Raw genomic sequence first — 26,149 nt, 5'->3', positions numbered from 1 at the left:
GTGTTGCTCAGGCTCTTTTTACTTATCGGTTCATTGAAATCAGGAACTCTTCGTTATTCCTGGTTCCTTTCATGTGTTCTAAAAGGAAATCCATGGATTCCATAGCATTCATATCAGACATATGTTTGCGAAGTATCCATACCTTTTTCAGTGTTTCTTTATCAAGCAGCAAATCTTCGCGACGGGTACCTGACGCCATCACATCGATTGCAGGGAATACACGTTTGTTTGAAAGCTTGCGATCGAGTTGCAATTCCATGTTACCGGTACCTTTGAACTCTTCAAAGATAACTTCGTCCATTTTAGATCCTGTATCGATCAGGGCAGTTGCGATAATGGTCAGTGAACCGCCGTGCTCTACATTTCTGGCTGCACCAAAGAAACGTTTAGGTTTGTGCAATGCATTGGCATCCACACCACCGGAGAGAATTTTACCGGATGAGGGAACTACCGTATTATACGCACGGGCAAGACGGGTAATGGAATCAAGAAGAATAACAACATCGTGGCCGCATTCAACCATTCGTTTTGCTTTTTCAAGCACAATGCTGGCAACTTTTACGTGACGGTCAGCTTGTTCATCGAACGTAGATGCAATTACCTCCGCGCGAACGCTGCGTTGCATATCGGTTACTTCTTCCGGACGTTCATCAATCAATAATATCAGAAGAAAAACTTCCGGGTGGTTCCGTGTGATCGCGTTTGCAATTTCTTTTAACAAAACCGTTTTACCGGTTTTAGGCTGCGCAACGATCATTCCTCGTTGTCCTTTTCCGATTGGGGCAAAAAGATCGAGGATCCTTGTTGAGTATTGGTCGGGCCGGGAGCTCAGTTTGAGACATTCATCAGGAAAAAGAGGGGTAAGGTATTCAAAAGGAATACGGTCCCTGATTTCTTCCGTTGTTTTTCCATTAACTGTTTCAACTCTTAATAATGCAAAATACTTTTCACCTTCCTTTGGAGGGCGGATTTGCCCTTTTACCGTATCCCCGGTTTTAAGACCGAAGAGTTTAATTTGAGACGGAGAAACATATATATCGTCCGGACTTGCGAGATAATTGTAATCTGCTGAACGGAGAAAACCATATCCGCCATCCTGCATAATTTCAAGAACACCCTCATTGACGATCAAACCGTCAAATTCACGGACGTAATTATTATAGTTGCGTTTAATTTTAGAAGACGGATCCTCTCTTTGTGCCTGCGCCTGTGGTTGGCGGTCCGCATTTTCATTGTTTTGACGGGCAGGTTTTTCTTCTTTCTGTCCGCCTGTATTTTGATCCTGAGAATTATTGGCAGCCGGCGTTTCGCTGGTCGATTCTGATACTTCCGCAGGTGCAGTTTCTTGCATTAAAGAAATTACTTCTTCTTTGCCTAAATCGTTTGCTGTATCATTGTCAGAATCAATGTCTTCGGCCATTTCCACATTGCGTGGTCTCTCCTGATTTCTAGCCGGTTTTTCATTTCTCGACTGTTGCTCATTTCGTGCCGGAGCTTCGTTGTTGACGGAAGTTTCGTTTCGAACTTCAGCATTATCTTCCGCCTGTATTTCATTTCCTGCCGAAGGTGAGGAATCGAAAAGAGGTGCCGGGCTAAATAAAGGTGCACTTGAGGCATGATCCTTCTTGTTTTTAGCGGGACGGTTCCCATTTGATTTAACTGCTATGGGAGTAGGCTCAACTGGCCTGCGCGCACGCTTTTTCTTCGGCTCATCCGCGTCAGTGGCCGAAGTATCTTCAAAAGCAGGTGCCACTACGGGTTGAGCTACGCTCTCCTGACGGGCAAGGATTCTGCTGATAAGTTCTTTTTTAGGAAGTTTTGTATGATCAGAAATGCCAAGGTTTCCGGCGATTTCTTTGAGCTCTGATAAAAGCTTAATGTTCAATTCATCAATTGTAGGCATACAGAAAAAGGGAAGTAAAGGGGGACTTTACCAATGGGATAATAAGTTTGTGAATTTGATTGGATACAAAATCGGGGATCTGTCCCGAAGTCATGTGATGGTCATTTATGTAAAAAATGTTTGTAGAGTCTGTTTAAATGACCTTACTAACGGATAAACTTTGATAGATCAACTCTGAAAAGTTTGCAATGTGATACACTGGAAGTATTGACAATAAATCGGCAAGAAATTTTAAAACCCGATAACGTTGGGATAGAGAGTTACCGCGAGATGGATTTTGGATTTATAAGTCGATACTGGACTTAGCTCGACGAAGGTAAAAATTCTGAATATCAATTCCAAATTTTTCCTCTTAAAATCCTTTCCACGCTTCAAATGGTAAACAAAGTTGCTTATTTGATATTATAAGGTGTTGATAGTGTGTAGCTTATAATAGCAATACTAAATTAAAGGCAAGCTAGTTTTTGTGACCGAAATATCAGATTTTTGCACTATTATGAACATTGTGGTCGATTCGGGAAATACCTTTTTCAAAGTTGGATACTTCGAAAGTGAAAAACTCATACGCTATACGACGAGGCTTAGTTTTGAGGAAGTGATCGAAATGATCAGAGTGGAAATTCCGGAAAACATGCTGTATTCCTCCGTACGTCATACCGTTGACGAATTTAAAGAAGCACTGAATCTTCCGGTTAAAATTTACAACCTGTCAGCCGACACTCTTTTACCAATCACAAAAAATTACGATACACCTGAAACCTTGGGAGCGGACCGCATTGCTGCCTCCGCGGGTGCAAACTTTCTTTTTCCAGACGAAGATCTTGTGGTGATTGATATGGGGACTTGCATTACGTATGATCTGATTGATGCGCAGGCGGTATTTCAGGGCGGGTTAATTTCCCCCGGAATGAAGATGCGATTCAATGCAATGCATTCGTTCACTAAAAGGCTTCCGCTCGTTGAACCGGAAATAAATCCTGAATTTATTGGGAAAAGCACCAGAAAAGCGATGCAGAGTGGTGTGATGAATGGGATCCTTGCAGAAATGGAAGGAATAATTGAGCGATACCGACACAAATCACCAAGTTTGCGCGTAGTATTATGTGGTGGCGACGCGGCTTTTTTTGAAAACAGCCTGAAACCACCCATCTTTGCGGTTCCAGAACTGGTTTTAATTGGATTGAACAGAATTTTAACATATAATGTCTCTTTACGGTAAAATAGTAACTCTCACATTTGCAATTACCCTCGGGTGGAGTTGTACAAGTCTTACACAAAATCTGAAAGCGCAGGGCTTGGGAAATTCTCCGTATTCTTCCCTGGGAATGGGAGAGTTTTATGGAGATGCCTACTCAGACCAGGCGGGTATGGGACAATCCGGGGTCAGCTACGGAAGTGGATTTCAGGTTAATAATTTGAACCCTGCACTTTGGGTGCGAAACCGTTTCACGACGCTGGATGTTGGCCTGATCGGACAGTACAAGAATATTGTGGCTGGTAGCAAGAATCAAAATAATGCGGGAGGTAATCTTGCGTACGTTTCCCTGTCATTTCCGGTAAGTCCAAAATGGGCCATCGGCGTTAATCTGAAACCTTATAGTTTTATTGACTATGAGAATACCTCGTCCAGAGCGGTTCCGGGTACTCCTGCATCAGCCCAATATTACACTTCGGGCAAAGGTGGGATTAACAAGGCTTCGTTAACCAATTCTGTTCAACTGACTAAATATATCAGCTTAGGTCTTGAAACCAGCTATTTTTTCGGGAATGTGAGAAAGGCGTCCGAAGTTACATTGGGGTCGGGTCAAGTAGGTGACTATGTGGTGACCTTGAATGAACGGACAACTTATTCCGATTTTTCTTTTCGTGCAGGTGTTGCCGGCAGGATTCCTATCAAAAAGGAAAATAAATTGAATTTGAACCTGGGAGGTACCTATAGTTTCAGCTCCAATCTGAATTCAAGTCAAACAAGATCCTTCGAGCTTACCCAGGAATCATTTCCGGTAATGAATCCAGATACCCTTGAAAATGAGCTTGGTGGCGGACTAACGATACCTCAGCAATATCAGGTAGGTGCAAGTTTGGAATGGCCATTTAAACTGGTACTTTCAGCAGATTACAGTTACCAGTCCTGGTCTAAATACAGAAGCTTTACAAATTCAAATGATAACCTTAAAGATGTCGGCCGTATTCATGTTGGCGCGGAATATTTACCTCGGTTTACTTCTCTGAACTACTTTAATCTGGTACGTTATCGGGTTGGTTTTAGTCATGGTAACACGCCGTACTCCATTAACGGAACGGATGTAAAAGATACCAATGTCAGTTTAGGATTTACATTCCCGATGGGCAGAGGGTATCAAAACTTCATTTCGCTCGCTCTCATCGCCGGGCAGCGCGGCAATACCGGCGCCGGATTGATCCGGGAGCGTTACGGACGCGCCGTCTTGGGAATAACATTGCTTGAAAGATGGTTTGTAAAACAGAAAATCGATTAAACGGTATGTTTTTGAAATTTTCCATTATACCTGTTTTAAAAGGAGATAAATTTTTATCTCCTTTTTGCATTATGCTCCTCGGCATTATATTTCTTTCATGTGAGGGGAAAAAGAACAAAATCGGCGCAGTATATACCGGCCCATTGGAAATTGTAAACGATGTAGAGGTCAAATACAGCGAGCAGGGTAAAATCAAGGTACTTATGCGGACACCAAAGTCGCTGAGGTTTCAGAATGAAACGAAAGTTTTTCCGGATACGATTAATATCAGCTTTTTTGACACGCTTGGGACAGTGGTCACAAGATTGCGTTCAGATTCCGGGAGGTATGATCAGAATGCAGATGTATATATTGTAAAGGGAAATGTCCGGGTTGTAAAATCTGAGACGAATGAACTGCTCACTACTTCAGAATTAAACTGGAGTCCGAGAACGCGTAAAGTGTTCACAGAGAAACCACTTTCAGTCATAAATAAAAGAACCTCGGAGATTACCAATGCGATCGGAATGGATGCAGAGCAGGATTTTACGAGAATCAAATTTAGAAAAGCGACAGGAGTTTATAAGTTTACAGCCCCGCCCCCTGCGGATACTCTTTACAAGCTGTCAACGCCTCCTTAACTGTTTCAATTCGCGTATAAACGCTGTCCTTGCCCCATTTCATAGTCACAAAGCTGACAATCTCAGCAATTTCGATCTCGGTAAGTTTTGGATTGGGCGGCATCGGCCGGCTGAACGTTTTGCCGTTCACCATGATCGTGTCTTTCATCCCATTCCTGATAATACAGGCGATCATCGCTTTATCCGATAAGATCGCCGACCCGTCGACAGGAGGGTATAGGTTAGCCATCCCGCCTCCCTCGGCTTGGTGGCAATTCGCACAGTTAGCAGTATACAATTGATAGCCTTCCACGAAATATTGCTCGCTCTTTAATTCTTCGCTGGTTTGACAAGAAACAAGCAACGTCAGCAAACTGAGTAAGTATAGGCTAATTTTTATATTCACTTAACAATTTTTGGATATCTGAAATCAATTTTTCAGTGCCTTCTTCGGTGGTACCATCGTACATTCCGCGAACGTGTCGGTCTTTGTCAACCAAAATAAATGCTCCACTATGGATATATCCACCTTCTGCGGATTTGTCTTCTTTCGCAGTTGCCATGTAGCTTTTTTGACCGATCTCGTAAATTTTCTCTTTTTGTCCGGTCAGAAAAAGCCATTGATCCCCATTAACTCCCAAATCCTGAGCATATTTATTCAGAACTTGCGGGGTATCATGTTCAGGATCAATGGAGTGGGAGAGTATCAATAGCTCTGGGTTTCCTTTGTATGCATTGTAAACTTTCGTCATTTGCCTTTTCATGACGGGACAAATGGTCGGGCAGGTTGTAAAGAAAAAGTCTGTTACATATATTTTCCCTTCCACGGCTTTTTCAGTAATAGTGTCCCCGTTTTGACTAATAAATGCAAAGGCTGGAATCGTATTATAAATGGTGTCGACAACCTCCTTGCCGTCTACCGTTTTCTTAACCCAATCCCGTTCTCCTAGAATGGGAAGTTTACTATCCGAATTGCCACAACCAATCAATCCGGTTAATGCACCGGAAACCAGGGTGAGATAAAGAAAACGGGCGCTCAAATTGAATTTCATGATTATTCTAGAAATGTTTTAGCCTCCTGAATAGATTTGACCGTAGTTTGTTTGACAAGAAGAATTTTCTCTCTTTCCTTTTCAAAATAGGCGACTGCCTCCGCAGGCTGCAGTTTTTTGGCGGAGTCACCCTGGTAACCATGCATCCAGTCCATCATCAACTTATCAGAGTCATTCAATCTTTGATTAATGTCGACAGCCTTAATGCGCTGCTCGGCTAATGTGTTGCTGCTAATGCCAACATTCTGCATACTGTCAATACTCTGGATTTTTTTCGAAAGTTGTGATTTCAGCGTCATAATGTCCTCCATTTGAGGCATTACCTCGTCGTGTATGGTCATGACCTCGGCCTCCAAAGTTGTCACCTTATCTTTTTGTGCATCCTTACCACATGCTGTCAGGATGATACAAAGAGCAAGTGCCTGTATAATTCGCTTCATGTCATTTTAGTTATTTAAGTGAGTAGTTATTTAGAGGGTATGCCCGGACTTTGATACCATTTCACGGGCGTTTGTTAATACGGATTCGGACGGATTATGACCTCCGATCATTTGTGCGATTTCTTGTACACGCTCGTCAACGGTTAGTTTCCTAATTTTGCTGACGGTTCTGCTGGAAGAATGATCCTTGTAAACAAAGTAATGGGCACCGCCACTGCTTGCGATCTGATGAAGGTGCGTAATAGCGATAATCTGATGGCTCAAAGCCATATTCAGCATCATTTTGCCCATTTTTTTTGCGATTTCACCGGATACTCCAGTATCAATCTCGTCAAAAATAATAGTAGGAAGCTTTCTTTTATCCGCCAGAATATATTTGATCACCATCATTAGTCGCGAAAACTCGCCACCGGAAGCAACCTGTTTAAGTTCTTGCGGCGCAATGCCTTTATTCCCGCTGAATAAAAAAGAAATGGTGTCTATACCAGCTGGGGTAGGGGCAGTTTCGGTAATTTGAATGGAGAATGTCGCATTCGGAATTCCAAGTTCAACAAGCCGTTCCAGAATAAGCTTCTCGATCGGTTTCATAACCTTGTGACGCTTCGCAGATAAATTTCCGGCCGTTTTCAGCATTCGGTCCTTCGTCACGACGGCGTTTTTCTCTGCCTTGTTAAGTTCTTCATCCAGATTGAGAACTATGCTCAACTTATCTTGCAATTCCTGTTGAAGTTCAAGAAGCTCGTCAACGGAGGAAAGCTTATGCTTTTTTAACAAAGTATAAATAAGATCAAGGCGCTCCTGAACAACATCGGTTCTATTGCTGTCGATATCCACCGTTGCATTCGATTGGTCGATTTCATCCGCCAGGTCGCGTAATTCGATCAAAGAACTTTGCGCGCGTTCGCGTAGCGCTTCATAATCCGGCACAAGGCGAGAAGCTTGCGACAAGGCGCTCACTGTGCTTTTCAGCATGTCTAGTACCGAGCTTTCGGGATTTTCCAGATATGCGTATGCAACTTGCAGTTTTTCTTTAATCTCGACAGCATTTTCCAGGATTATAAGCTCCTGTTCCAGTTTTTCCATTTCTCCGGACCGAAGGTCCGCATTACTTAATTCCTGAAACAGAAACTGGTCATAGTCGAATTCCTTGCGCAGTTGTTGCTCCCGCTTTTTCAAGTCGTCGAGAAAACGAGCCGCAGACCGATATGATTGGAAATCAGCGGAGTAGGATTTAAGTATTTCACTATTATCAGCAAATGAATCCACAACCTGCAATTGAAACTCGTTATTGCCGAGCATAATGGAGTCGTGCTGCGAATGAATGTCTAATAATTGGCTGCCGATTTTTTTAAGAGTATCCAGATTGACCGGGGTGTCATTAATGAACGCACGGGATTTGCCGGCAACTGAGATCTCTCTTCGTATGATACACTCATTGGAAAAGTCCAGATTTTCTTCTTCAAAGTTGCTCGACAGGTCATAACCAGTGAGGTCGAAACTTCCTTCGATTACACATTTTTCAGCGGCATCGTACAATGCTTTCACATCTGCCCGATTACCTAGCAACAAGCCGATTGCTCCGAGCATAATGGATTTCCCGGCACCGGTTTCGCCAGTGATGATGTTCAATCCTGGATCCGGGGACATTTCCAGTTGCTTGATGAGCGCGTAATTTTTAATCAGTAAATTAGAAAGCATATCTAATTTAAGCGACGAATTACCGGAGCATGCAATCGTGCTTTGAGAAGAAAATATGAGTTTGTCTCCGTTACGAAGATAGCTATGATATCAACAAACTAAAATATAACCGCCGCGGTAAATGATTAATTAATTTGGTTGGGCCGCATCGTATATCAGTTCGTAGAGCTCGGTAAAAGCCAGATCATGAGAATGGTCGCGGGAATCTTTTAATATCAAACCGGCCTGATCATAGGATACTAGTCTTCCAGAATACGTATTGCCATTTTCGAGGACTGCACTCACCTCACGAGAACGTAGTTTTTCTAACTCCGGTAAGAGCTTTGACCCTGCAATACGAATTAACCTTTTACTCATCGATAATTTTTGAATAAAGGAATGCTTAAAGTGAAAGACGTTGGTACAATTGCGTTTTTGAGGGATCAAGACTTACCAAAATGTTATAAGCCTGAGAACGCTGCTCGGGTTGCGCCTCGATAAGAATTCTATAAAGCTCGTCGGATTTGGCGTCCAAAAAAGAGTTGATGACAACACTCGCCGGTCGCAACTGGTTGACATCTCTCATAGTGTTCAAAAACTGCAAAACTTTGGTACGGGTTTCTACCGGATTTTGTGTCGCCACATCCAATCCTTGTCGATAATAAGAATAAAGACCTTCTCTGAACGGAGTAAATTGCTGGCTCATGAGGTTCTCTACCAGCCAGTAGCGGTTTCTCGAATCTCCATTGGAATCCCAGCCGCGTTTGTTTGGTGAAGAATTACGCGCCTGGTTTACAAGATTAAATGCTTTTTGAACATAAGGTGCACCTCCCATTTTGCTAAAGGAATCGTAATCCAAAATAAGTGCGACATTCGCATAAAATGCTAGAATGTAAGGAAGTTCCTCGGTGTAGCTGTTCTCGTTGAAATACAGCTGCGTGTTTGGAAGGTAAGTGAATGTAAAATTTTTATCGATGTATGTAAATAAAACCGTCTCATAATTTGAGTTGAAAACCGGCCTCGACACGACAAGTTGTGCGTTTCCTTCATAATTTCCCTGGGCCAGCGAACGCGTCAGGTTTACATTTAACTTGCATTTGATCTTTTCTTCCTTGTTAAACTGGTCGTTTGTCCAGCGCGTATTGTTAAGAAAATCATTCATATACGTTTGCAGCTGATTCATCGACTGCGGATCCGTTTTTTGCTGTGCTACGAGCTGTTCATAATTCAGGTTAACCGTGAACTGAAACTCCTGAGCAAGTAATTCACCTGAGAAACTCAAAACAAACAGGAATGCAAAAAACTTTTTCATGCTTCGCTCCATTTAGCTAAAACGATATTCAGGATATCTTGGGCAACTTGGTCCTTGGATTTAAGATCGAAATGCTGCACCTTTTTCTCCTTGTCAATAACGGTAATTTTGTTGGTATCGTGTGCAAACCCGGCACCGGCGTCATTCAATGAATTCAATATAATGTAATCCAGGTTTTTGCGAATAAGTTTGTCAACCGCATTCTCGGTCTCGTTTTCAGTTTCCAGCGCAAAGCCGATCACGATCTGCCCGGGTTGTTTCGATGACCCCAAAACCCCGGCGATATCACTCGTCTTGGAAAGTTCCAGAGTCATTTCCGGGCCTTGTTTCTTAATTTTCTGGGGAGCGACATTTTTGGGAGTGTAATCTGCAACCGCTGCTGAAAATATGATAACATCCTGGTTATCAAAATTCTCGCTGGTGGCTTTTAGCATTTGCTCGGCGCTCTCAATGGAAATGCAGGTAATATTTTTGTTTAATACCTTCAAATTTGTAGGGCCACTCACCAAAGTTACTTCTGCTCCTGCGGAAGCAAATGCCTCTGCCAGGCTATATCCCATTTTTCCAGATGAGCGGTTACTGATAAAACGGACAGGGTCAATCGCTTCCACCGTTGGTCCGGCGGTGATTAAAACCCGCTTTCCGCGTGCAAGCGCGTTCAATGAAAAGTAGGAAGCGATTTCCTCTATAATTTTTTCCGGTTCAGCAAGACGGCCGTCACCCACCAGCCCACTCGCCAACTCGCCATGATCAGGCGCGATGAAGTGATTCCCATAACTTGACAGGATCACCATGTTTTGTTTGGTAGATGGATGCAGGAACATATCCACGTCCATGGCCGGGGCAAAAAATACGGGACATCTTGCAGACAAGTAAACTGCTGTGAGCAAGTCGTCGCAGTTCCCCGTCGCGCATTTTGATAAGGTTTTTGCAGTTGCCGGTGCGACAATCATCAAGTCCGCCCAAAGTCCGAGATCGACATGGTTGTTCCACATTCCGGTTTCAGGATCAGTGAACGTACTTAAAACCGGATTTTTAGAAAGCACTCCCAAAGTCAAAGGCGTAATGAATTCCTTTGCAGAATCGGTCATTACAACTCTCACCCATGCATCAGCTTTGACGAGCAGCCTGACGAGCAATGCTGATTTGTAAGCAGCAATGCTTCCGGAAACGCCTACCAGGATTTTTTTGCCTTTGAGACTCAATTTAAAAGAATAGAAAGTTAGTACTACCTGATAAAGTTACTGAGATAACCTATACGAAGGTCTTTACGATGGGGGTGTAAATAAAAAAACCAGCCATAATATCTTAATGGCTGGTTTTTTTGCTTGCTTACTGACTATTCCTCGTCAGTTTCGCGGTATGCGTGATATGTTTTTCCCTCGATGAATTCGTCGATTGAAATGCTGCCTGCTTTTGGCATCCGCTCGTAAAATTTGGAGATTTCAATCTGCTCTCTGTTTTCAAAAACTTCTTCAAGATTGTCGACACCAGAAGCAAATTCAGCCAGCTTATTGTTAAGCTCTTCTTTCATTTTGCTTGAAATCTGGCGTGCTCTCTTTGAGATGACAGATACGGACTCATATAAGTTACCGGTAACGTCGGCTATTTTATCCGTGTCCCGGGTAATGATCGATGGATTCGTTGCCATGCTTTTTGTTATAGTTTAAAATTCTGAAACATTATAAAGGCCGCAACTTATTGTCCTTTTGGTTCTGCAATTGCGGGAGTTGTTACTTTCGTTGGTTTGGTAGTTGGGTCAGGTTGGGCATCTTTCAGCTTTTGCTTTTCCTCTTCCAGCTTCGCGATAACTTGAATCTGTTTTTGACTTTCGTCGAACATTTTCTCGGCATCACGGTTATATTTTCCTGTGGGATATTTGTCGATCAATTCCTGATAGAACTTCAAAACATCCTGAAAACGTTCCTTTTGTTTATCAATGAAGCTGTTTGACGCCAGGTTATATTGAGACTCGACTTTCAAAAATGCCAGTTCCTCATTGTATTGAGAGTCAGGGAAATCTTTGCGAAAATTCTCAATGGATATCACCGCCGACTTCAAAGACATTGGGTTAAAATCGCTGATTTTGTGATAAAGTCTTGCGCGTTCGTACGCCTTCTTTTCCAGCTTTGATCTCAGTTCCAGAATGTATTTGGTACACTCTTCACGAAACGGGCTTTCAGGATATGTATTAATGAAATCCTGCATCGCCGAAATCGCTGTAAACGTACTTGTCTGATCCAGGTTATAAGGCGACGAGTCTTTGTAAAGCGAAAATGCATGCATGTAAAATGCTTCCTGAGCATAATCGCTTCTTGCATACGTATCGAAGAATTTCTTGAACAGGAACTGACTGGTATTGTATTGACTCTGATGATACTGGGTGTACGCATAGTAAAACTGCGCAAGTTCCGACTCAGTACTACCTTTCAGCAAGGGAATCAATTCCTCAAACAACAGACCTGAGCGATAAAAATCACCCTTTTTGTAATAGGCCATCGCGGCATCATACTTCTCCTGATCCGTCCCCGTCTTCTGTAATTTTGAGAATTTACTGCAGGACGTAATGATTAGAACTGCAATAATTAGCAATAAATAGCTTGCTCGACTGTTTTTTCGCATATTGGCTGCAAAGGTAATAAAAAAAGCTACAGCATTCATAACGAATACGTAGCTGATATAGTGTCAAAAATCTGTCTATTGCTGATGGCGGACAAGCATCTTTTTGGTTGCTACTTTTTTGCCATCGACCGATAACTGGTAGAAGTAAAGCCCTGTCGGCATGTCTTTCGTATTCACCCGAAGTTTTCTGTCGTTTTTGCCTAATGTAAAAGCTCCCATTTCGGATCCAAGAACATTATAAAAAATCAGCTTTGCGTCGCGTAGACCCGGAGAGATCGTAAAGTCAATCTCAGCATATTCGCTGGCCGGATTTGGGTAAATGTTTGAAACAGAGATTTTATCGCTCACGTAAAGAAGTTCTTCCGCCTTAATGTGCGCTTCCAGGGATGGGGATCTTCTTTCAGCATTTTTCTCTACAATTTCAGCTGCCAGTATATTGTTACTTTCTGCCGATCCCGGACTTGAAAACAAAAAGGAAGTATAGAATTTATTAAGTGCGTTGGGATTTTGCAGAGACAGAGGTTTGTAACTTAGACCGGAAGCAAACGTCGTAAACTTTATATTTTCAGATGTCGCCGGTTTCTTTTTGCCGGCTATGTTCAGTCGGCTCCCGCCGGAGACGTTTTGAGCATTGATTTCCCGGTGTCCCAGGAAGAATGCGGTAAGTATTAATAAGCAAAGTATAGTTCTTTTCATAGCTGATAATCAGATACTTTTGACTAATATTTAGGTGATTTAGTTAAAAAGTACGCTACAAAAATATAGAGAAATAATTGTATATTCAAAATATATTGTGCGAACGGAGATGTTTATTTTTAATCATAAAAAACCATGCCGTTAAAAAACTTTTTTACTGATTTTTGGAAAAAAATTATAGCTCAGCCCACGTCGTCTTTTCCTTGGTTGGCTTTTCTTTTATTCGCCAGTTAAAACCATCCAACTGTCGTTCTGTCGGCTTGATCTTGGACGGAGGGATCAATTTCCCATCCGGTTTCCCGACAAACGAAATTTTTTGTACTTGGTTATTGACAAATTGGAGGTTCATCCTTCCACATTCAACCCGGTTTAATCCGATATTTTTATCCTTATCGTCGATCGCATAGTAAGCACTTTCGCCGTTTCCATCCACCAGGACCTGTTTTAACTTGTTTCCGGTTTCAAAATAAGCATTGATCACCCGACCTTTTACCTGATTAAACTGCCTGACCAGTGTATCCTCTGTGATCACAAACGATTTACCTTTTAACAGCATCCGGTTAATCTCGTTATTCACGAGAAATGCGGTAATTGAGTCAGCTTCCATCTGATAATGCTGGTCACTCCATAGAATGGGTTGACGAAAAAATCGGATAATGGAGTCCGCCGTGTTGTAGGTAATGGAATCACATTTACCTTGAAAATCAGACTTGTAGATGAACACATTTTTATGTCCGATCAACTTGCGTGTGCTATCCCGGGCATTTTCGTACGAATAAAGTGTATCTGCCCGGATGTATAGTGTGTCTTCTGAAACCACATTGCGGACGTAGGCGTGCCCGAATATTTTGGAAAAACCCTGAGACTTCCAGTAATATCCTTCGTCGCCATTCAGTACCGTTTTATCTTTTTTAGCGACAATCACCACATTCCCTTTTCCCTGACCATTATTCGTTTTTCCATCCACAACCAACGAGTCTGCGGTAAGGGTATACGTTTCATTGTCAACCGTTGTTCTTTTGTGAAAAGATGATTGCGCGGATTCCGTATTATACTGACCTCTTGTTCCGACAACAGTCCCGTCTTTGTTCACGATTTTAGTCGCGCCGGTAAAGTAAGACCATTTAGTAAGCGAATTATAAAGGAGGGTATCCGTTGTCAACGTGTATTTTTTATTGACCAATTTCACGTTTTTATAATAGGTAAATTCTTTTGTCGACGTATTATAAATTCCTTCTTTGCTGGTCAGTACATTTTCCTCGTCTACTGTCCTTCCGGGAACCTTGTAATTGGCCAACCCGTTAGCCATGTCGTATTCGATTTTGCGCGTCGTCAATGTCCGTTTCTGGTCTTTAAGAACCGTTTTTCTTCCGCTAACAATGGCAAGACGAGTGTTACCAAAGTAAAAAAGAGTATCGCCCGTAACCGTAACAGTATCACCCTGGACGATTTTTACATTCCCAAATGCCTCAATCACATTGGTGTTGATATTCTGGATCGCTAATTTGCTGTATAACAATGCACCTTTGTGCTTGAAAACACCATTGGTAACCCGTCTGGAATCCACTCCGTTTTCATTAATTATTTCCAGTTCATCAGACTTCAAAATCTCCACAAGATCCTCGCTTTGATTAGCTTGCTGAGGCTGAGTTAAAACCTTCTGTGCGAACAGATAAGGTGACAAAATCAGTAAGGCAAAGAACGTAAGTTGAAATATATTCCGTTTGATAATGATGACGTTCAAAAGTTTAAAAGCGTTGCAGGGATCACTGTAATTTTTTTTCTTCATGTTGCTAATCATTCTTTTACCTTTGAAATGATACAACTCGCGGGATCGGTAAAAGAAATGGGAATTGTATCTGCCAAAATTACATCAATTACGTTTTTCAGGTTCATTTTGGATTCTTTTTTAACTTTTATTAACCAACATAAGCTGGATCTCAAAAAACAACCCTGTTTGCTTACTGTGAGTGGGGGAGTGGACTCTATCGTAATGCTCGATCTGTTCGGCAAGGCCGATTTTCCGGCGGGTGTGGCACATTGTAATTTCGGTTTGAGAGGGGAGGAGTCGGAAGGCGATGAGGTCTTTGTCCGTAAGCTTGCCGAGAGTTATGGATTCCCGTTTTTCAGTAAGCATTTCAATCCCAAATCCCTCACCAAAGAAAAAGGCATTTCCACCCAAATGGCCGCCAGGGAGCTTCGCTACCCGTGGTTTGAAGAGCTTCGAATAGAACACAATTACAAATATATCGCCACCGCCCATCACGCAAACGATTCACTGGAAACAACGCTGCTTAATCTTGTTCGAGGTACTGGCTTGTCGGGTTTGCATGGCATTTCAGGAATTTATAATCACATTCTGCGTCCGCTGTTACTCGCTACGAAAGAAGAGATTTTGTCGTACGCTCAGGAAAACGGGTTGCTTTGGCGTGAGGACCGGTCGAATGATTCGGATGATTATAAAAGAAATCTGATCAGGCATAAAGTCGTTCCGATTTTAAAGCAGCTTAATCCTTCACTTGAAAAAACACATGGACATTCTGCTGAAAAGCTGCTAAGTGCGGATCACTTGCTTAAGGAAATGCTGCATGAATGGGCGGCAACAATAGTCACGAAGAAAAATGATCAAATTCGGATCAATATTTTTTTGCTATTGACTGAAAGTCAGCCTGTTTATCGGCTTTGGTATTTGTTGGATGAATATGGTTACTCCTATCAACAGTCGGCACAAATCATCGCGAACATACCGGGCATTTCCGGAAGACAGTTCTTGTCAAATTCACATATTTTGTTGATTGACAGAGAGTACTTGATTGTTACGAAAAAAAATGAATGTAAAGAATATTCAAGTGTATCAATAAATGCATTGGAGGGTGAATTTCATTTGGGCGGCCAATCCCTACGCCTTTCGCAAAAAGAAAGAAATTCGAACCCATGGACCTGTAACGACAAAAATACCGTCATTGTAGACCCCAAAAAGCTAAAATTCCCCTTAACAATCCGAAAGTGGGAGACTGGCGACGTTTTCCAGCCCTTTGGCATGAACGGTAAGAGAAAAAAGCTCAGCGACTTTTTTGCCGATCTCAAAATGGACCTATTCACAAAAAGAAATACGTTGATCCTTCTGAATGGAAATCAAGAGATAATCTGGGTACTGGGCCTGCGATTGGACGAACGCTACCGCATTGACGAGGACACGGTAGACTTTTTAGAGTTTACATTGATTTTAAGCGAGAGGGGTTGAACTTTTCACGTACAGTAAACACACAGTTTTAGTCTTTTTTTTCTCATCTTCATCTGTTGCAGAATCATCTTGAACTGATAAAAGGGTATGTACTAATTGTTCAGAACTAAAGCGGTTATTGCTGCTTTTACCACCGTTCGTCAGGTGTGTCTAACTCGCCTCCGGAAGTTATCTGTTAACGCGAGACGACATAAAACTGCTCAATAAGACGCCTGAAATAATTTGTCGCGCAAGTACTCCCTCACCTACAACAAAATAGGAGTTACTACCTGTCTCGCTGAATTGACAAGCACCTTCAGGCGATAAGCTGGCCCATTTCATTTGTAAAATTTTTTAAAAGGAACTGAGGTATAAGCCCTTCTAACAGTGGCCCTCAACTAGCCCAAAGGAATCCTTTTCGAGTTTGAAAGGAACTTCGTGGAGTGGAGAGAGGGTGGTTTGGTTGGTTGTAAAAATTTGCATGCAAGCTTGTCTAATAATTCACTTCTGGGCTCAATATATCTAAAAAACAAAAAAGGACTGTCGCCAACAGTCCTCCAATTCCTAAGCTTTCGCCCCCATCTGCTCGAAGCCTTCCCAAAGCACCTTCAAATCATAAAGCGCCGACTTTTCTTCCGCATCAAACGGAATATCCGAATGATAAAGCGCCAGATCGTGGATCATTTTGAGCGAATGCGCCAGCTCGTTGCAGCCCTGACATTCTACAAGATACCAAAACTCGGCTTGGGACTCCGTCAGCGGATCGCCGACATTTGATGCGTGACGTGCATCATTCGTTGGGTTGACTGAATTTTTGTTCGAGCCAACACCGTCGCCATTCGACGTTTGCATGGTGAAATGGATTTTGGTGAATGAATAAAGGAGAGGTCACTGCAAACGTCAGCGATGGAACACATCGACCAGGCTTCGGGACTTTCACCCGTATGCCTCTCCAAGACCATTTTCTCCTGGTTACTATTAATTGTTCCATACTTATTAATCAAAAACGTTTGCGTGGCAAATATAGGAGAAAGAATTGAACCAAAATGCGTCAATGAACCATCGGTAAATCTAACCAGCACAACACGAACGCGCCCCCAGCAACTATCCCAAAATGGAAAGCTTACTGCGAGCGCGAAGATTCTTGTAAAATAATTAAAGCAACTCAGCCACTCCCGGTAGCTAAGTATATTGCTTCATATTCAGATTGGTTCCAGTCCCAACTCCTTCAAAAAAGCATTGTGAGCATCCGTATGCGTTCTGATGCTTTCATTGATCACAACCAGCTTTTTGTTGACTTCTGCCAAGTCTATTTGAATTTCATCGTCCGAGGTACTCACATATCTCGAAACATTCAAATTGTAGCCATTTCGCTCGATTTCTTCCATTGAAACCCTGCGGGCGTATCGTTCAATATGCTGAGGTCGGTATTGATAGGTGTCTATAATCCTCCTGATGTCATTGAGCTCTCCATCTTCTCCTTCTCTCAGCGTATTTTGGCGCTTACCCTTTTCGAACTGCTGACTTGCATTGATGAACAACACGTCATCTTGCTTCTTGCATTTTTCAGAACCAGGATACAAACAGGTATACCCGTAGAATAGAACAAATTGGAAGGTAGACCGATGACGGTATCAATGTGATTGTCCTTCAAAAGCTTCGTTCGGATCCTTTCCTCTGCACCTCCGCGAAACAAAACACCGTGCGGCAAGATAATCGCCATCGTGCCCTCTTTTCCAAGGAAATGAAAGCCGTGTAACAAAAATGCAAAGTCAGCAGCCGACTTAGGAGCCAAGCCGTAACCCTTAAAACGAAAATCATCTCCCAACGTATCATTTGGCTCCCACCGCAGGCTAAACGGCGGATTGGCAACAATGGCATCAAATTCAATCTTTTTGGCGGGATTCATTTCATTGAGTAAATCCCAGTGATTGTATAATGTGTCCCCGTGAAAAATCTCAAACTCCGTATCTTTCATCCCGTGCAGCAGCATATTCATCCGGGCAAGGTTGTAGGTGGTAATGTTATTCTCTTGTCCGTATATCTTACCAACGCTGCCACCATTATCCTTTATTCGCTTCCGTACATTCAGCAATAAAGAGCCCGAACCGCAGGCGAAATCCAGGACTTTATCTAGCTTTTTCTTTTTCCCCGACGTCGGATCTTGGCTATCTAAGGTTACGATTTCTGATAAAATAGTTGAAATTTGTTGAGGTGTGTAAAACTCTCCTGCCTTTTTACCTGAGCCCGCCGCAAACTGACCTATAAGATATTCATAAGCATCTCCCAGCGTATCCGAATCTGTCGAGAAATCCGCAATTCCGTCTGCGATTTTTTGAATAATGGCGCAGAGCTTTTTATTCCTTTCCTTTGGGGTCTTACCTAACTTATCCGAGCTCAGGTTTATTTCGGAAAATAGGCCTTGAAAACTATCAGCAAAAGATTTGTTTTCGATATATCTAAATCCTTCTTCGAGTGTTTCAAGTAACAAATCGTCTTGGACACGCGCCAGTTCAGTGATATTACTCCACAGGTGATCGGGCCTGATGACATAATGCACTTTTTTGCGCATTTGCTCCTCAAATTCCTTTACATCTGTATCGTTCTCATTATACCAAACCGCCAAGGGTATTCTTCTGTCTTTTTCATTTAGTTTTGGATAGTCCGCACCGAGCTCCTTCTTGGCTGACTCTTCATAATTGAAAGACAAATACCTTAAAAAAAGAAACGAAAGCATATAATCCCGGAAATCATCCGCATTCATTGCTCCACGTAATTGATCCGCTATATTCCAAAGGGTTTTCCCCAGTTGCTGCTGTTGTTTTTGAGTCATTATTTATTCTTACTACCTAACTTTTTAATCTCTTTATCAAAATCAGAAACTATTTTCTGTGTCTTATTGAATTGGTCATATTCAGTATTCGCTTTGGAGACCGCCATGTTGTGCGACACTTTTCCCGCATCTTCCAAAATCTTAAATTCATTGAAATTCAGAAACTTGTCTACGCTTGTAGCCAAGCTATCCATGGTGAATGTGTTCTCCCGTTCTATCAGGTTTTCTATATAGTCAAAGTATCCCGTTACGGTCCGTTCCAATTGCTTTATTTCTTTTTCCGGCAGATAATTCTTAGCCACCGCCGTATCTGACTTTAAGATTCTGCCTTCGGGAGCATTCTTCCAGGTCGTCAAGCCCATATTTTCTTTGGACGAATCGGCTTTCTTGTAAACAATTTCAGCAGCTGTATTGCCGGTTATTGCATAATGAAATTTATTCTGGACCAATGCATAAAAGTTCCGGGTTATATCCGACTTTGGGTCGTAGTCAATGCTGCATTCGGCAAAAATATCCGTGATTTGCTGGTAAATTCTTCGCTCACTGGCACGAATGGATCGTACCCGTTCTAACAAGTCCTTGAAGTAATCCTTTCCGAAGAATGTTTCCCCCTGCTTTAAACGTTTATCATCCAGTACAAAACCCTTGATAATGTACTCGCGTAGCGTGTTAGTTGCCCAAATTCTGAACTGGGTAGCTTTGGCAGAATTTACCCTATAACCTACTGAGATAATGGCATCCAGGTTATACATTTTTTGCGTTCGTGAAACATCTCGTCCACCCTCCAACTGAACTTGTAAAAAATCCTTACAAGTTGCATCTTCCTCTAATTCACCACTTTCGAAAATGTTCTTTAAGTGTATGGTAATGTTCTGTGGTGTGGTATCGAACAAGACTCCCATTGACCTTTGCGTAAGCCAGATGGTTTCATTTTGCAATAATACATGCAGCTTCACCTCACCCGCAGGTGTCGTGTAAAGTATGAAGTTTTGTTCGTTTGATGAATTGGTCATTATCAGCTCTTAATTCTTAATTATTTTCGGAAATAAACTTTGCATTAAGCCTTTTTTATGTAAGATTAATTGTTCAATCTTTTCTGTTTGTGAAGTGATAGAGACTTCTAAATTTGTTAGGCAAGAAGCGACTGCCAGTTGTTCATCTTTATTCGATGGTACTCGCAGAGCTAATTTCTTCAAACCATCAGTTTCCAATTTTCCGGCACCAATTCCTGTTGAAGTTACAGATTCCAATAGCTTTGATTCATTCGAAATCAGCAGATAAAGAAAAAACACATTGTCTATTTCTTTTTTTAACTCTAATGATTTTACATCCTGATTGTACGACACATCTCTTCCCGTAATACAAATGGGAATCCGTTTAAATAACATACTACCTCTTACCAAAATAAGTATATTCCCTTTTCGGGATATACTCGCTCCATCTCTAATTGCTATATCAGTGAGGTACAATTCAGATTTCTCTGCTACTAAATCGTGCATTGAAGAAGCGCTGATCCAGGGTATATCTCCGTTCCAATATTCAGCTATGTCTTTGGAAGGAGTTCCACCAGACGAGAATTTAGCAGCATCACCTAATAATAGTTCCTCCCAGCCACCATCCTTCAAAAACTCAGGAAATCGCATTCTCGGCACCGATTCCCCTTCTTGTGGAAACAGGTTTTGCATCAAGCCCTTTTTATATTCTTTGAGAGCTTCCAATTTTTGAGCTTGAGCTTCGATTACTTCATCCAAGGAGGAAAGACAGGAGACGATTTTTTGTTGTTCTTCGGGGCATTTAGGGTAATAAATATTTACATTTGAAATCCTACTAGCTGATATTCCTAAGACTTTCGCCCCTTGGGCTTCTCTTTGAATTTGCTCTCTAACGTGATTAGACTTAAACAAATAGCCTCCGAATCCTGAAATAAATTTCCCATTCTTTTTTCTAGCTAGCAAAGTATGCAAGCCGGAAAGAACCTTTTGCTCATTGAGATTAACAATTTCTATACTCTTGCCGATATCATTGATATCTTCTGATGCATCTGCAAAGATAACATCACCTTCTACGCAGTAATTTTCAGCCTTAATTTTATCAATGGAGGTATTTAAGTTGATATATGGAAGTTCTTTTTCTTTTGATATATCTAATAAAGTATTGAATTTTGTATGAATATCTCCATAGTGAATATTTTTCACCAAACCTTTTTCATAGTTTAAGTTTTCCCTTGAAAACGAATTTGTTACTTTGAAATCATAAGTATTCCCTACTGTATCATTTTCCCAACCAAGACAATCTTTGAACTCTGGGAATCGCAGGTCGGGTACTAAGACAATTTTGTAATTGTTCATCCCTTTTTTGACAGCATTTAATTCGATAATTCAGGCATAGATGAGGAATTTTTATTCATAAGCCGCCAATCCACTTATATCCCGTCCTTCTGATATTTTCTTTAATTGCGGCACCAAATCTTCCATTAATGCCAACTCTTTATTCCTGCGTTCTTTCCAACTCAAACCTATTGGTTCCAGAAAATCCGTAAGTTTCTCGCCGTCAAAAATCATCCGGCTCATGATTCCATCTACGAAACTTTTTAGCTCTGCCGTTTGTAATCCATGTCTGTGGGCAATGGCGGCTAACTCTCTGTCGCTTTTGTCAACCTTGAAGGTTTCAAACATTTTTCGCAACTCTTCAACAGTACGCCCTCCATTCCAATCTAATATGTTAATGAATTCCGTCAAGTTCTCCTGCTCATCCATCAAGTTGGAATTGGCGCTAAGCAAACTGATCACCTGCACTTTGGTCATTTTCTGTTTTGCCGGTTTCTTCTGCGTGTTATCGGCAATGAGGTTTATAATGTAGTCGTAGTCGATAATTGCCGAAGCAAAGAGCACAAACTCAAAATCCAGCTCTTGAATTTCAACGGGAGTTTCGTCGCCTTGTTTTTGTTGTATTTCGCGCAGTTGCTTGGCAGTTTCGATATACGAGCTTCTGAACTCTTGCAGTGTCTCCTTGGGAAGAATCGCTTCGATAATAGATTTCTGCGCTGCGTCCAGGTCGGTGTACTGGTCTAGCTGGGTTTTGAGACGCTGGATTTCCTTAAAGTTTTTTACAAAAGTAGTCCGTGCCGCGTCACCTCTCAGATTGTACACATCCTCAGGCTCTACCGATAAATCGTGCTCCTGCATAAATGCGCCAAGTGTATTTACCGCTTTCTGGTATTTGTCGATTACGACAGGTGCGGGATCTACCATCCATATTTCCCTGGCTCTTCCACTGTCTTCACCAGAGAAAAGCGTGATGGCTTGATTTACTGCATCCTGCTGAGAGCGGAAATCCAGAATATTGCCATAAGGCTTGGTGTCATTCAGTACGCGGTTGGTTCGCGAAAATGCCTGTATCAAACCGTGGTATTTCAGGTTTTTATCTACATACAAAGTATTCAGGTATTTGGAGTCAAATCCTGTGAGCAACATATCCACTACAATCGTAATGTCAATTTTGTTTTTGTGCGGGTAGTCCTGGTTGCTATACTTCTGATCTTTGATGCGCCTTTGCACATCCTGGTAGTACAAATCAAATTCGTTGATGGTGTGATTCGTGCTATACTGCTTGTTGTAGTCAGCAATAATCTCTGTGAGCGCTCTTTTCTTTTCTTCCGGGTTGGTTTGGTTATCCTGCTTTTCTTGAAGCAAATCGTCCTGCAACTGCTTTACATCCGCAGCGTTCTTTTGGCTTTGCTTATCACCGTCTTTTGCGATCAATTGAGCGGGCGGAGAGAACACACAGGTTATATTCAACGGCTGAAATTCAGGATCCTTTGCCAGACGAGCAGTTTGGGTTTCTTTAAACAATTGATAATATTCAATCGCATTGCTGATCGAACCCGTTGCCAACACCGCATTGAAGCGTCTTGAATTGGTTGCGTCATTATGCTTCGCCAAAATGGCCTCGACAACCGCCTGGGGCGCGACTTGTTCCCCGAGTCGAAGGGTTTGAGTTCCCTTCCCTTTAAAGTAGTCCACATGAAATTTCAGAACGTTTCGATCTTCGATGGCGTGGGTTATCGTGTAGGCATGTAACTGTTTCTCAAAAATGTCTTTGGTTTCTTTATATTTTGCTTCCTCACCTTCTCTTGTAATGTATGTCGCATTGGTTTCAAAAATAGGTGTGCCGGTAAAACCAAATAATTGCGCATTCGGAAAAAACTCCTTAATCGATTTGTGATTTTCGCCAAACTGAGAACGGTGACATTCATCAAAAATGAATATTACACGCTTTTGGCTCAGAGGCAGCAAACGGTCTTTGTAGTTTTGCTTACTGGAATCATCCAGCGCCAATCCCAATTTTTGAATAGTGGTAACAATAACCTTGTCGGCATAATCGCTGGACAATAACCGCCTTACCAATGTTTCGGTATTGGTATTCTCCTCCACGCTGCCTTCCTGAAATTTGTTGAACTCCTCACGGGTTTGCCGGTCGAGGTCCTTCCGATCCACCACAAAAAGGCATTTTTCAATATCGGGGTTGTCTTTGAGCAAAGTGGACGCTTTGAATGACGTCAAGGTTTTTCCACTTCCTGTCGTATGCCAGATATACCCATTGCCCCGATTCTGATGAATGCAATCCATGATGGCCTTGACCGCGTAAATTTGGTATGGCCGCATCACGAGCAATTTCTGTTCGCTTTCTACCAAAACCATGTATTTGCTGATCATTTCGCCCAGCGTACACTTGCTTAGGAATTTTTCTGTGAATGATTCAAGGTGAGTGATTTTCCTATTGTCTACGTCGGCAAGTTGGTAAATGGGCAAAAACTGTTCATCTGCATTGAAAGCAAAATGCTGATTTCTGTTATTGGCAAAATAGTAAGTATTAGTCCTGTTGCTGACAATGAACAATTGCATGAAGCAAAGCAGGGAATTGCCGTAACCATTGCCCGGGTCGCTTTTATAGTCCACGATTTGCTGCATGGCTTTTCGTGGCGAAATATCCAGGCCTTTCAATTCAATTTGAACAAGAGGCAGGCCATTGATCAACAGAATTACATCAAACCGCTGATGGCTGTTTTCAGTATTGATGCGCAGCTGACTGATAACCTCAAAGTCGTTCTTGCACCAGTCCTTATTATTCACCAGCGTGTAATGCAAGGGCGTACCATCCTCACGCTGAAAGTATTGTCTTTCTCTTAAAAGTTTTGAAGCTTTGAAAACATCCGTAGTAATGATTTCTTCTCGCAGGCGTAGGAATTCATTCTCGGTCAGCCTGACACGATTGAGTGTCTCAAACTTGCTTTTGAAGTTTTGTTCAAGTGTCTTGCGGTCGATTATGTCAGACCGTTGAATGTATTTAAGATCAGTAAGTTGCCTGATCAAATCGACTTCGATATGGGTTTCCTTACTCATTCGGGTTTAGGTCTAGGTTCAGCTAAATTTAGCTTTTTTATCAGTTAGTGATTTGTTGCGCTAACAAAAACTGAATTTATCGACCTGTTACGGGTTTGCTACAAAGCTGACCCCGCCCCAGAGTAATACTAATGGAAATTCTATTTCAGACACTTCCACAATAAAATGTATTTCTATTGAAAATTTCCTAGTGTGTTATTGCAGCGCAAAAAAATCAAAAACCTCGTTTAAATCGCTTAAACGAGGTTTTTATTATTCGCAGAGAGAGAGGGATTCGAAATCAGCCCATATCTAACTTAAAATCAGAATTTTACAAGAACACAAAAAGTCTGCTCACCGAATTGCTCACCGAGATTGTATAGGCTGCAACCATCCACAAATCTAGTATAGAAACCCGCGGATTGCAAGGAATTATAGTGACCTCTTTCTTACCCCGAAAATCATCATTGGAGAGGCTTAGAGTTATCCACCCGAAGTTCCTAACGACCGAATTTATCAGCCAGTGTGTCTACTGCCATTTCGAGATACTTTATGGGTTGCACCGCAAATAATGACACGAACCCTTATTATGCTTGTAACTCCTACATTAATTGTTTGTAATAGGATTTCCCTATTTCGCGACCAGCTTCACCTCTCTTAAATCCAGTAACGCATCGTTTTTAAACGGGGTGGCAGCGCGGAATACCACTTTGTATTTGCCGGGTGCCAGGCTAACTTCGCCAATTTTCTTTTCCTTGAAAGTCTCCCAGGAGCCGCTTTTGGCGACGGTCCCAGTGATTTTCTTGTTGCCTAACTCGAGTATGAACGGCTTTCCCGCACTTTCGTCGGAGACAGACCAATCCAGCAGCACTTCATAGTTTCCCTTTTGTGCGACTTCCAGGTCCCAGCTCACTTTGTCTTCGCCGGTAAACCATCCAAAAGCTTTCCATTCGGGCATAAACTTGATCTTAGGGCCCGTCCCTACTCCGGCCTCGGCATGCAGCGAAATGTTCCCTTTTTCATCCGGACGGACCAGCGAGCCATGTTCCGGCGCTGGTGTTTTGCCACTTCTGGTAGTCAGTACGTGTTTGGCGACGGCACCAACTGGCGCGAGCCATATCCCGTTTTTCGGATCCTGCGCGTATTGGATGAGCTTTCTAAGCATGGAAATGCGCGTGGTTTGCGGGCCGTTTTCTCCCATTTCATGTCCTGCCAGGATGAGCCACTGGCCGTTGGCCCTGGCCTGCTCGATCATGGGCATGATCTCTTCAAAATCCCTTCCATCCATTTCCATGCCTGTCAGTTGCGCCATATCACAGAATTCAGGAGCATTGGGGCCTTCATTGCGCCAGGTACGTCCCGTCGCGAAGATATCTGCAACCACAGGCACATAGCTTTTAGTATTCACGCCCCGGCCGACGAAGGTGTTGCCGCAGGGATATGCAAACCCCTCGCATTTTACCCTCAACAAATTAAAAATCTGCGCATTGGCCTCTGTCAGCTCCGCGTGCATGCTTTCCTGGGTATAATCTTCCAGCGCCTTGCCACGCGACCAGGGAAAGTTTCCCGTACAGGGATGGTTTACCGAGTGGTTGGCTATTTCCTGGCCTGCCGCAACAGCCTTTTTCCAGCCTTCCAGCTGCATTTTTACAGCCGATGGTACCAGATAAAACGTTCCCTTTACATTGTACTCATTCAGGACAGGGATCCCGGTAGTGGCCTGGCTTGCCCGCGCATCATCGAAGGTAAGACTGATGGCGATTTTCTTGCCCTCCGGCCAGGCAAACGTGTTTTTTTGTGCCGAAGCGGTTTCTATGCTAGAGAAGACTAATCCTGTCAGAAGAAGCCCTGAGGAGAAAAGTTTAAAAGGGGTCGAGGTCATTTTAATAGTGATTTGTTAAAGATTAATGGGT

General features: G+C 42.4%; 20 protein-coding genes and 1 pseudogene. 4 read left to right on the top strand and 17 right to left on the bottom strand.

Features of this window, described 5'->3' with window-relative positions:
- Positions 1–22: 22 nt before the first annotated feature.
- Positions 23–1,903, bottom strand: coding sequence for a transcription termination factor Rho (gene rho / locus LZG72_RS12390; RefSeq protein WP_233872301.1), 1,881 nt, complete (start codon positions 1,901–1,903; stop codon positions 23–25).
- 496 nt (positions 1,904–2,399) lie between these two features.
- Between rho and LZG72_RS12385 the strand changes: the two genes are divergently transcribed.
- The 3 genes from LZG72_RS12385 to lptC are packed head-to-tail and all read left to right on the top strand — an operon-like array spanning position 2,400 to position 5,021.
- Complete coding sequence (locus tag LZG72_RS12385) at positions 2,400–3,122, top strand: type III pantothenate kinase (RefSeq protein WP_233872298.1); 723 nt, start codon at positions 2,400–2,402, stop codon at positions 3,120–3,122.
- Positions 3,106–4,401 (top strand): hypothetical protein, encoded by a 1,296-nt coding sequence (locus tag LZG72_RS12380; RefSeq protein WP_233872294.1) that lies wholly within the window; start codon positions 3,106–3,108, stop codon positions 4,399–4,401. Before LZG72_RS12385 ends, LZG72_RS12380 begins: the two co-directional genes overlap by 17 nt.
- Positions 4,402–4,412: 11 nt before the next feature.
- Positions 4,413–5,021, top strand: a complete 609-nt coding sequence (gene lptC / locus LZG72_RS12375; protein ID WP_233872291.1) for an LPS export ABC transporter periplasmic protein LptC — start codon at positions 4,413–4,415, stop codon at positions 5,019–5,021.
- Here the strand turns inward: lptC and LZG72_RS12370 are convergent.
- From LZG72_RS12370 to LZG72_RS12325, 10 genes are all read right to left on the bottom strand, one after another.
- Positions 4,969–5,406, bottom strand: coding sequence for a cytochrome c (locus LZG72_RS12370; protein WP_233872288.1), 438 nt, complete (start codon positions 5,404–5,406; stop codon positions 4,969–4,971). The genes lptC and LZG72_RS12370 overlap by 53 nt on opposite strands.
- Positions 5,390–6,052 (bottom strand): SCO family protein, encoded by a 663-nt coding sequence (locus LZG72_RS12365; protein WP_233872285.1) that lies wholly within the window; start codon positions 6,050–6,052, stop codon positions 5,390–5,392. Before LZG72_RS12365 ends, LZG72_RS12370 begins: the two co-directional genes overlap by 17 nt.
- Positions 6,053–6,054: 2 nt before the next feature.
- The gene (locus LZG72_RS12360; RefSeq protein ID WP_233872282.1) at positions 6,055–6,492 is read right to left on the bottom strand and encodes a viral A-type inclusion protein; all 438 of its coding nucleotides are present in this window, start codon (positions 6,490–6,492) and stop codon (positions 6,055–6,057) included.
- A 30-nt stretch (positions 6,493–6,522) separates the two neighbouring features.
- On the bottom strand, positions 6,523–8,190 hold the full coding sequence (gene recN / locus LZG72_RS12355) for a DNA repair protein RecN (protein ID WP_233872279.1): 1,668 nt from the start codon (positions 8,188–8,190) through the stop codon (positions 6,523–6,525).
- A gap of 382 nt (positions 8,191–8,572) precedes the next feature.
- On the bottom strand, positions 8,573–9,481 hold the full coding sequence (locus LZG72_RS12350; RefSeq protein WP_233872276.1) for a DUF4835 family protein: 909 nt from the start codon (positions 9,479–9,481) through the stop codon (positions 8,573–8,575).
- The gene (coaBC, locus tag LZG72_RS12345; protein ID WP_233872273.1) at positions 9,478–10,686 is read right to left on the bottom strand and encodes a bifunctional phosphopantothenoylcysteine decarboxylase/phosphopantothenate--cysteine ligase CoaBC; all 1,209 of its coding nucleotides are present in this window, start codon (positions 10,684–10,686) and stop codon (positions 9,478–9,480) included. The genes LZG72_RS12350 and coaBC overlap by 4 nt, the downstream gene beginning before the upstream one ends.
- 134 nt (positions 10,687–10,820) lie before the next feature.
- Positions 10,821–11,132, bottom strand: a complete 312-nt coding sequence (locus LZG72_RS12340; protein ID WP_167268283.1) for a DNA-directed RNA polymerase subunit omega — start codon at positions 11,130–11,132, stop codon at positions 10,821–10,823.
- A gap of 47 nt (positions 11,133–11,179) precedes the next feature.
- Positions 11,180–12,103 carry an outer membrane protein assembly factor BamD gene (locus LZG72_RS12335; RefSeq protein ID WP_233872270.1) on the bottom strand — a complete coding sequence of 308 codons (924 nt, stop codon included), beginning with the start codon at positions 12,101–12,103 and terminating at the stop codon, positions 11,180–11,182.
- Between the two features lie 75 nt (positions 12,104–12,178).
- Positions 12,179–12,799 (bottom strand): T9SS type A sorting domain-containing protein, encoded by a 621-nt coding sequence (locus tag LZG72_RS12330; protein ID WP_233872268.1) that lies wholly within the window; start codon positions 12,797–12,799, stop codon positions 12,179–12,181.
- Positions 12,800–12,974: 175 nt separating this feature from the next.
- On the bottom strand, positions 12,975–14,588 hold the full coding sequence (locus LZG72_RS12325; protein ID WP_233872265.1) for an OstA-like protein: 1,614 nt from the start codon (positions 14,586–14,588) through the stop codon (positions 12,975–12,977).
- 27 nt (positions 14,589–14,615) lie between these two features.
- On the opposite strand from LZG72_RS12325, the gene tilS reads away from it, so the two are divergent.
- Positions 14,616–16,043, top strand: coding sequence for a tRNA lysidine(34) synthetase TilS (tilS, locus tag LZG72_RS12320; protein ID WP_233872262.1), 1,428 nt, complete (start codon positions 14,616–14,618; stop codon positions 16,041–16,043).
- Positions 16,044–16,586: 543 nt separating this feature from the next.
- On the opposite strand, the gene LZG72_RS12315 is transcribed toward tilS, so the two are convergent.
- The 6 genes and pseudogenes from LZG72_RS12315 to LZG72_RS12290 form a co-directional block, all read right to left on the bottom strand.
- Positions 16,587–16,874: a hypothetical protein gene (locus tag LZG72_RS12315; protein WP_233872259.1), complete on the bottom strand. Its 288-nt coding sequence runs from the start codon at positions 16,872–16,874 to the stop codon at positions 16,587–16,589.
- Positions 16,875–17,224: 350 nt separating this feature from the next.
- Positions 17,225–18,786: pseudogene (locus tag LZG72_RS12310) on the bottom strand (type I restriction-modification system subunit M).
- A gap of 68 nt (positions 18,787–18,854) precedes the next feature.
- On the bottom strand, positions 18,855–19,868 hold the full coding sequence (locus LZG72_RS12305; protein ID WP_233872256.1) for a virulence RhuM family protein: 1,014 nt from the start codon (positions 19,866–19,868) through the stop codon (positions 18,855–18,857).
- 9 nt (positions 19,869–19,877) lie between these two features.
- Positions 19,878–21,203, bottom strand: coding sequence for a restriction endonuclease subunit S (locus LZG72_RS12300; RefSeq protein WP_233872253.1), 1,326 nt, complete (start codon positions 21,201–21,203; stop codon positions 19,878–19,880).
- Between the two features lie 51 nt (positions 21,204–21,254).
- Entirely contained in the window at positions 21,255–24,257 is a 3,003-nt protein-coding gene (locus tag LZG72_RS12295; RefSeq protein ID WP_233872250.1) for a type I restriction endonuclease subunit R, read from the bottom strand.
- Between the two features lie 610 nt (positions 24,258–24,867).
- Complete coding sequence (locus LZG72_RS12290) at positions 24,868–26,118, bottom strand: polysaccharide deacetylase family protein (RefSeq protein WP_233872247.1); 1,251 nt, start codon at positions 26,116–26,118, stop codon at positions 24,868–24,870.
- Positions 26,119–26,149 lie beyond the last annotated feature (31 nt).

Origin of the sequence: Dyadobacter sp. CY323, from assembly GCF_021390245.1 — a bacterium.
In the GTDB taxonomy this organism is placed as follows: Bacteria; Bacteroidota; Bacteroidia; order Cytophagales; family Spirosomataceae; genus Dyadobacter.
This window is presented reverse-complemented; position numbering and strand designations above follow the sequence as displayed.

What these genes read in the sequence shown, in the direction of transcription:
- LZG72_RS12300 (WP_233872253.1), bottom strand. Translation starts at nt 21,203, where the DNA reads ATGAACAATTACAAAATTGTCTTAGTACCCGACCTGCGATTCCCAGAG.
- LZG72_RS12385 (WP_233872298.1), top strand. Translation starts at nt 2,400, where the DNA reads ATGAACATTGTGGTCGATTCGGGAAATACCTTTTTCAAAGTTGGATAC.
- LZG72_RS12325 (WP_233872265.1), bottom strand. Translation starts at nt 14,588, where the DNA reads ATGAAGAAAAAAAATTACAGTGATCCCTGCAACGCTTTTAAACTTTTG.
- LZG72_RS12350 (WP_233872276.1), bottom strand. Translation starts at nt 9,481, where the DNA reads ATGAAAAAGTTTTTTGCATTCCTGTTTGTTTTGAGTTTCTCAGGTGAA.
- LZG72_RS12295 (WP_233872250.1), bottom strand. Translation starts at nt 24,257, where the DNA reads ATGAGTAAGGAAACCCATATCGAAGTCGATTTGATCAGGCAACTTACT.
- recN (WP_233872279.1), bottom strand. Translation starts at nt 8,190, where the DNA reads ATGCTTTCTAATTTACTGATTAAAAATTACGCGCTCATCAAGCAACTG.
- rho (WP_233872301.1), bottom strand. Translation starts at nt 1,903, where the DNA reads ATGCCTACAATTGATGAATTGAACATTAAGCTTTTATCAGAGCTCAAA.
- LZG72_RS12330 (WP_233872268.1), bottom strand. Translation starts at nt 12,799, where the DNA reads ATGAAAAGAACTATACTTTGCTTATTAATACTTACCGCATTCTTCCTG.
- LZG72_RS12305 (WP_233872256.1), bottom strand. Translation starts at nt 19,868, where the DNA reads ATGACCAATTCATCAAACGAACAAAACTTCATACTTTACACGACACCT.
- LZG72_RS12360 (WP_233872282.1), bottom strand. Translation starts at nt 6,492, where the DNA reads ATGAAGCGAATTATACAGGCACTTGCTCTTTGTATCATCCTGACAGCA.
- LZG72_RS12380 (WP_233872294.1), top strand. Translation starts at nt 3,106, where the DNA reads ATGTCTCTTTACGGTAAAATAGTAACTCTCACATTTGCAATTACCCTC.
- LZG72_RS12290 (WP_233872247.1), bottom strand. Translation starts at nt 26,118, where the DNA reads ATGACCTCGACCCCTTTTAAACTTTTCTCCTCAGGGCTTCTTCTGACA.
- LZG72_RS12315 (WP_233872259.1), bottom strand. Translation starts at nt 16,874, where the DNA reads ATGCAAACGTCGAATGGCGACGGTGTTGGCTCGAACAAAAATTCAGTC.
- LZG72_RS12340 (WP_167268283.1), bottom strand. Translation starts at nt 11,132, where the DNA reads ATGGCAACGAATCCATCGATCATTACCCGGGACACGGATAAAATAGCC.
- LZG72_RS12365 (WP_233872285.1), bottom strand. Translation starts at nt 6,052, where the DNA reads ATGAAATTCAATTTGAGCGCCCGTTTTCTTTATCTCACCCTGGTTTCC.
- tilS (WP_233872262.1), top strand. Translation starts at nt 14,616, where the DNA reads ATGATACAACTCGCGGGATCGGTAAAAGAAATGGGAATTGTATCTGCC.
- LZG72_RS12335 (WP_233872270.1), bottom strand. Translation starts at nt 12,103, where the DNA reads ATGCGAAAAAACAGTCGAGCAAGCTATTTATTGCTAATTATTGCAGTT.